The organism is Streptosporangium sp. NPDC023615 (assembly GCF_040640155.1).
In the GTDB taxonomy this organism is placed as follows: domain Bacteria; phylum Actinomycetota; class Actinomycetes; order Streptosporangiales; family Streptosporangiaceae; genus Streptosporangium.
The window spans coordinates 1-7,519 of record NZ_JBFABE010000126.1 but is presented as its reverse complement, the minus strand read 5'-3'; the positions used below and the strand labels follow the sequence as shown (position 1 = coordinate 7,519).

At 70.2% G+C, this 7,519-nt stretch carries 4 protein-coding genes; 3 read left to right on the top strand and 1 reads right to left on the bottom strand.

The features are described from left to right. The first annotated feature begins 481 nt into the window (after nt 1-481). Complete coding sequence (locus AB0G16_RS37955; protein ID WP_362815742.1) at nt 482-1,852, top strand: PHB depolymerase family esterase; 1,371 nt, start codon at nt 482-484, stop codon at nt 1,850-1,852. Nucleotides 1,853-2,435: 583 nt separating this feature from the next. Here the strand turns inward: AB0G16_RS37955 and AB0G16_RS37950 are convergent. Next, complete coding sequence (locus tag AB0G16_RS37950; protein ID WP_362815740.1) at nt 2,436-3,179, bottom strand: FadR/GntR family transcriptional regulator; 744 nt, start codon at nt 3,177-3,179, stop codon at nt 2,436-2,438. Between the two features lie 530 nt (nt 3,180-3,709). Here AB0G16_RS37950 and AB0G16_RS37945 point away from each other — a divergent pair. Further along, complete coding sequence (locus AB0G16_RS37945; protein ID WP_362815738.1) at nt 3,710-5,068, top strand: lectin; 1,359 nt, start codon at nt 3,710-3,712, stop codon at nt 5,066-5,068. 257 nt (nt 5,069-5,325) lie between these two features. Further along, nucleotides 5,326-7,519: ricin-type beta-trefoil lectin domain protein (locus AB0G16_RS37940; protein ID WP_362815736.1), on the top strand; the 2,194-nt coding region annotated here is incomplete at its 3' end.

Genomic DNA, 7,519 nt, shown 5'->3' with positions numbered 1-7,519 from the left:
GTCCAACTACGGCCTGCTGCCCTACCGCCCGGGCCTGCTGACCCTGCAGCGCTGAGGACCCGACACGGCCCTGACGAGGCCCTGACACGGATCGGACCTCCCTCCGATCCCCACTGAACCGGTCCCGGGGCACGGGGTGAGAGAAAACCGTGCCCGGGACCCACCAACCGGTCCCGGGCACGGGAAGTGAGCGCACCGTGCCCGGGACCGCCAACCACGCGCCACCCCGTCGGGGAACGCGAACACGGCACGCGATCAGGATCGCGCGGAAGCCGTAACGGGCGGGCCCGGCACACGACCGAGCCCGCCCGACCCGCGCGTGGAGCCCGGATCGTCCCGCCGGCCACCGCGGCCGTCGGATCCGACGGCCGGTGCCGCCTCTCGCTCCGGAGAGGGTCCGCTCCCCGGGCCGCATCCGCCTGTTGACGCCGGGAGGCCGAGCACCCGCTCGGGAACGCCCCCGCAATCGAAAGGACACACCGTGAAACGAAGGCTCAGGGCCGTGCTGGCGGTCGCCGCCTTACCCCTGGTGATCGCGGGCCTGCTCCTGGTGGCCCGGCCGGTCGCGGCCGCGTCCCTGACCCAGGTGACGAATTTCGGGGCCAACCCGACGAACCTCAAGATGTTCATCTACGTGCCGGACAGGGTCGCGGCACAGCCCGCGCTGCTGGTGCTGACCCACTACTGCGGAGGGTCGGCCGGAGCCGTCTTCAACGGCAACGGGCGTGACTACGTGACCGCGGCCGACAGGTACGGGTACGTCATCGTGGTGCCGGAGGTCACCCGCAGCGAGAAGTGCTTCGACGTGTCCACTCCCGCCGCGCTACGGCGCGACGGCGGCGGTGACTCCACCGGTGTCATGGCGATGGTCGCCTGGGCGCGGCAGCGCCACAACGTCGACCCGGCCCGGATCGTGGTCAGCGGTTTCTCCTCCGGCGCGATGATGACCAACGTGCTCGCCGCCCAGTACCCGGACGTGTTCGCCGCCGGTTCGGCGTTCTCCGGCGTGCCCGCCGGGTGCTTCGCCACCACCAACGGGTCGCTGTGGAACAGCCAGTGCTCCGGCGGGAACCTGATCAAGACCGCGCAGCAGTGGGGCGACCAGGCACGGGCGATGTATCCGGGATACACCGGCCGCTACCCCCGGATGCAGTTGTGGCACGGCACCACCGACACCACGCTCCACTACAACAACTTCGGCGAACAGATCAAGCAGTGGACCAACCTGCACGGGCTGGGCCAGAGCCCGGCGTTCACCGACCGTCCGCAGTCGAACTGGACCCGGACCAGGTACGGCGTCACCTCGGCCCAGGCCACGGTGGAGGGGATCAGCATCAGCGGGATCGGTCACCAACTGCCGATGAGCGGCCAGCTCGCCTACGCCGTCACCTTCCTCGGCCTCGACGGCGGCGCGAAGCCGACGCCGACGCCCACGCCGACGCCGACGGTGACGCCGACGCCGGGAACGGACGGTGTGATCCGGGGTGTGGGCTCGGGCCGGTGCCTGGACGTCAGCGGCGTCTCGCAGGCCAACGGCGCGGCGGTCCAGCTCTGGGACTGCAACGGCCAGAACAACCAGCGCTGGGCCTCCACCGCCGCGAACGAGCTGCGGGTCTACGGCAACAAGTGCCTGGACGTCAGCAACCAGAGCACCGCCAACGGAGCGTTGGTCCAGATCTGGGACTGCACCGGTCAGAACAACCAGAAGTGGCGCCTCAACGGCGACGGCACCATCACCGCCCTCGGCGCGAACAAGTGCCTGGACGTGCCCAACAGCGCCACCGCCAACGGCACCAGGCTCGCCATCTGGGACTGCAACGGCGGCGCCAACCAGCGCTGGACCCGGAGCTGACCCCACGGAACGAACCCGCTCGGGACGGTCGGCGCCCCCGGGCGGGTTCTCTCCCTCGGCCGATCCGGAACCGGCCGGAACCGTCCCGCAGGAGGCCCGGCCGGACTGGCTCGGCACGCCCGGCACCCCGGTGCCGGGGCCGAACCTTTCTTCCCGGCGCCGGGGTCCGGGCGACGGCCACGGTTCACCGAGCCGGCCTCATCGGCGCCCGGCGTGACAGCTGGCTGATCCTCGTGAGTCCTCCGGGATGTCCTGTGAGAGGGAGGTGACGGCGACGCTCCATCCCCGCGTCGAAGGGACCGGACGGAGCGTCTGGGGCGGACGCTCACGTCGAGTGGTTTTGTTAGCGCTCACATATGTTCATCGGCGTCTGCCTCTGCCCGGTGGGCCTGGTCGTGGGTGGTGCGGCAGAGTAGACACGAAGTGAGGAAGATCTGTCAAGGATCGGAGGGTCCGGCGTTCCGGGCGTCCGCCCGGCGAGCGGGTCCCATCTGCTCCCGGGCCGGGGGCGTGCTTTCCTGCCGGGAGTGCGGTGCGGTGAAATTTTCACCCGTGACCGGTCCCGCGACCCGCTCGCGGGAAGTCAGTCGGCCGGCGAGAAGATGCGCTGCCGGATCTCCCTGCGGTAGTCCTCCAGCGTGTTGTCGATGTGCGTCGCCGCAGCCCGGGCCGCCGCCTCCGGGTCGCCGGCGCGGATGGCCTGGTAGATGGCCTCGTGCTCCTCGACGGCCTTGGCCGCGTGCCCGCCCACCGAGCCGCGCATCCCGATGAGGCTGGACTGGGCCTGCAGCCGGCGGGCCTCCCGCACCGCTATCTGGAGGAACATGTTGTGCGAGGCCGTCGCGACGGCGGTGTGGAAGGCGTCGTCGCCCTCGTTGAACAGGTCGTCACGGCCGTTGTCGAACCCGTAGCGGCACACCGCGACCGACTTCTCGATCTCCCCCAGCTCCACCGGGGTGGCGCGGCGGGCGGCCAGCCTGCTGGTCTCCATCTCCTGGGCGCGGCGGAACTCGAAGAGCATGTAGACGTGGTCCAGATCGGTGGGCAGGAAGAAGGACGCCCAGCGCCCGGTGCCGAGCATCCCCTCGTCGTCGGCCACGTAGAGACCACGCCCCTTCTGGGCGCGCACCCGGCCGAGCGCCGAGAGGATCTTCACCGCCTCGCGCACGACGGTCCGGCTCGTGCCCAGTTGCCGGGCCAGCTCGTTCTCGGTGGGCATGCGGTCGCCGGGCCGCAGGCGCAACCGGCCGATCAACTCCAGCACCTGCTCCGCGGCCACCTCGTAGCCCGGCCGGTAAGCGCCTTCCGCGCGTGGAGTATCGATCACCCTGCTCGCCCCCTCCCTGCCACCACCTCCTCAAGGGTACGACCAATCGCGGTCCGGGTCGCCATCGATCCCCCGCCCGCCCGGCACTGAATGCGATACATCCGGCGAGCCGCCGGATTCCCGAACGGGCGGGCGGGGACGGAGATCCGGACAGCCGCGCGCACGCTGGGAAGAGTCCCCACCCGGACACAGGTCGCACTGTGAGGAGTCAGAAATAAGTGGGCTTAAGGTCTTGACGCGCCTCAGCGTGAGGAACGTAACTAGTAGCTAAGTCTCCCGGACGCCTCCTTTCGGAGGTCTCCTCGGCTCGACCGCATCCGGAGTGGGGCACTCCGCGGCGGTCGTGCATCGCGGCCTGACCGCCGCGACCCTCGCAACCCCTCGGATCACATGGTGTCCGGCGCGGAAGCCGACGAAACGGCGTTGAGCCGCCACCCGGTCGGCCGAGACTCCCACCCCCCGATGAAGGAGAACCCAGTGGTGTCCCCATCAAGACATGTCGCCGTTCGGACCACAGGGGAGGGCGCGTGATGGCGAAGCGCAGATCCCTCCTCGGAGCGATCGCGGTCGCGGCGCTTCTCGTCGTGTCCACGGGTCACGCGGCGCTGAGCAGCAGCCTCGGCGCGACCACGTCGTCCACGAGCACCGCCGCCCTCGCGCCGACCGCCGGGTGCGGCAAGGCCCCGGCGCTGAACAGCGGCACGCACACGATCCAGAGCGGCGGCAAGACCCGCTCCTACATCCTGAGACTCCCCGACAACTACAACAACAACACGCCCTACCGGGTGTTCTTCGGGTTCCACTGGCGGGGCGGCACCGCCACCGAGATCGACTCGGGCGGCACCAGCGGGTACCCCTGGTCCTTCTACGGCATGCGGCAGATGTCGAACAACAACGGGATCTTCATCGCGCCCCAGGGCCTCGGCGGCGGCTGGGCCAACTCCAACAACGAGGACGTGAACCTCGTCGACGACCTGAACAGGCTGCTCGACGCCTCCCTGTGCGTCGACACCACGCAGCGCTTCGCCATGGGCTTCAGCTACGGCGGCGGCATGAGCTACTCGCTCGCCTGCAGCAGGGCGACGGTCTTCCGCGCGGTCGCGGTCTACGCCGGCGCGCAGCTCAGCGGGTGCAGCGGCGGCACCCAGCCCATCGCGTACATGGGGCTTCACGGCATCGGCGACAACGTCCTCAACATCTCCCAGGGACGGTCGCTGCGCGACAGGTTCGTCCGCAACAACGGCTGCACCGCCCAGAACCCGCGTGAGCCGGCGGCGGGCAGCAGGACGCACATCACCACCACCTACTCGGGGTGCCGGGCCGGATACCCGGTCGTGTGGGCCGCCTTCGACAACGGCCACATGCCCGGACCGGTGGACGGGACCTACGCCGAGAGCGGCATCACGACCTGGACCAAGGGTGAGGTGTGGAGGTTCTTCTCCCAGTTCGGGGGCGACCAGCCCGAACCCACGCCGACGCCGACGGTGACGCCGACGCCGGGAACGGACGGTGTGATCCGGGGTGTGGGCTCGGGCCGGTGCCTGGACGTCAGCGGCGTCTCGCAGGCCAACGGCGCGGCGGTCCAGCTCTGGGACTGCAACGGCCAGAACAACCAGCGCTGGGCCTCCACCGCCGCGAACGAGCTGCGGGTCTACGGCAACAAGTGCCTGGACGTCAGCAACCAGAGCACCGCCAACGGAGCGTTGGTCCAGATCTGGGACTGCACCGGTCAGAACAACCAGAAGTGGCGCCTCAACGGCGACGGCACCATCACCGCCCTCGGCGCGAACAAGTGCCTGGACGTGCCCAACAGCGCCACCGCCAACGGCACCAGGCTCGCCATCTGGGACTGCAACGGCGGCGCCAACCAGCGCTGGACCCGGAGCTGACCCCCTCTCCGGACCTCTGAGACGCCTTCGGGATCCCCCGCCGGGACGAGCGATCGTCCCGGCGGGGGATCTCCTGCCACGGCAGGGCCACCTTCACCTGCCCGCCGCGGGAGACCGGCACGCCGTCCGATCCCGGACGGCCGCGCCCCGGGTGTGACGCCGCCCGGGGCGTGTGCCGCGCCCGGCGCCACGAGGAACCGATCCGCGCCCGCCGGGACGCTCCGCCGAGCCCCCTCACCCCCACGTAAGGAAGTTCCATGGCTGGATTCTCGTACCCCGCGCTGCGGAGGCTGGTGCTGACCGGGGCCGCCGCGGTGGGGCTGACCGCCGCGGCCGCCCTGGTCGCGCCGGTCTCGCCCGCCTCGGCGGCCACCACGACCCTGTACGCCTCCCCCTCCGGTACCGGCACCGCCTGCTCCACGGCCCAGCCGTGCTCGCTGGCCGCCGCGCAGACCGCGGTGCGGGCGCTCACCGGCACGATGTCCGGTGACATCGTCGTGGAGCTGGCCGACGGGACGTACCGCCTCACCGCGCCGCTCCGGCTGACCGCCGCCGACTCCGGCAACAACGGCTACACGGTCAAGTGGCAGGCCGCCGCGGGCGCCCGTCCCACCATCAGCGGGGCGAGGGCGGTCACCGGCTGGTCGCTCGCCGACTCCGGGAAGAACATCTGGCGGGCCAACGTCGGCACCGGGGTCGACACCCGGCAGCTGTACGTCAACGGCGCCATCGCCACCCGCGCCCGCACCCAGGTGAACCGGGCGGACTTCACCGCGAACAGCAGCGGCCTCGCCTTCACCAACGGCGCCCTGGGCTATCTGAACAACCTCGCCAACAAGAGCCGGGTCCAGATGGAGAGCGTCAACTCGTTCACCGACCGGTACGCCTCGGTGCAGAACATCACCGGCAACTTCATCACGATGCAGCAGCCCGGCTGGAGCAACAACAACTTCGGGTACGACACCTTCACCAGCCCCCACCGGGCGGGCCCGCTCTACCTGACCAACGCCTACGAGTTCCTCGACGCGCCGGGCGAGTGGTACCTCGACCCCGGGACCGGCGCGCTGTCCTACATCCCGCTCTCCGGGCAGAACATGAGCACCGTCGGCGTGGAGCTGCCGGTGCTGCAGTCGCTGGTGAACGTCGGGGGCACCTACGACGCGCCCGCGCACCACATCGCGTTCACCGGTATCACGTTCACCGGCACGACCTGGACGGCGCCGAGCGGCAACCAGGGGTACGTGGACCAGCAGACCGGCGTCTACATGGCCGGCGACTGGAGCCGGCCGGCCTTCGCCTCCTGTCACAACGGCTGCCCGCAGTTCGAGGCCACCCGGCCGAACTGGTACCAGATGCCCGCCGCCGTGCAGGTGTCCGCCGCCAACAACATCACCTTCAGCGACTCGCAGTTCCTCAACCTGGGGCAGACGGCCATCGGCATCGGCAACGACGCCAACGGGCACGCCAGCGGTGTCGGCCTGGGCGCGAGCAACGTCACCGTCACCCGCTCCGAGATCGCCCGCAGCTCGGCCGGCGGCATCGTGGTCGGCGGCGTGCGCGCCGACGCGCACCACCCCGGCGACCAGCGGATGGTCAACCGGAACATCACCGTCAGCAACAACCGCATCCACGACCTCGGCGTGGAGTACCGGGGCATCGTCTCGGTCCTGACCACCTACGTCAGCACCTCCAACGTCACCAACAACGAGGTCTACAACATGCCGTACACCGGCATGTCGATCGGGTACGGCTGGGGCGCCAACGACGCCGGCGGCAGTGAGCACTACGCCGGCCGCGGCCTGTACAACTACCAGCCGCGCTACACCACGGCCACCACCGCGTCCAACAACCGGCTCTCCGGCAACTACGTGCACGACGTCATGCAGCAGATGAACGACGGCGGGTGCATCTACACGCTGTCGGCGAACCCGGGCGGGCTGATCAGCGACAACCACTGCCTGCGGACCAACGGCTACTTCGGCCTCTACTTCGACGAGGGCTCCCGCTACTACACCGCCCGCAACAACGTCTTCGCCTCCACCGGCACCTGGGCCACCGCCAACTACTGGTTCGCCGAGAACATGGGGAACTTCACCGTCACCGGCAACTGGTCGACCAACGGCAGCACCAACGTGACCAACGGCGACCGCGGCAACGTCGTGAACAACAACGTCACCGTCACCAACGGCAACTGGCCCGCGGGCGCCCAGGCCGTGATGGCGGCCGCCGGGCCCGGGGGGACCAGCACCCAGCCGGGCACGCAGATCGTCGGGGCCCAGTCGAACCGCTGCGTGGACGTCACCGGCAGCAGCACCGCCAACGGGACCCAGGCGCAACTGTGGGACTGCGGCACCGGCGTCAACCAGCGCTTCACCCACACCTCGGGCAAGCAGCTTCAGGTGTACGGCAACAAGTGCCTGGACGCCAACGCACAGGGCACCGCCAACGGCA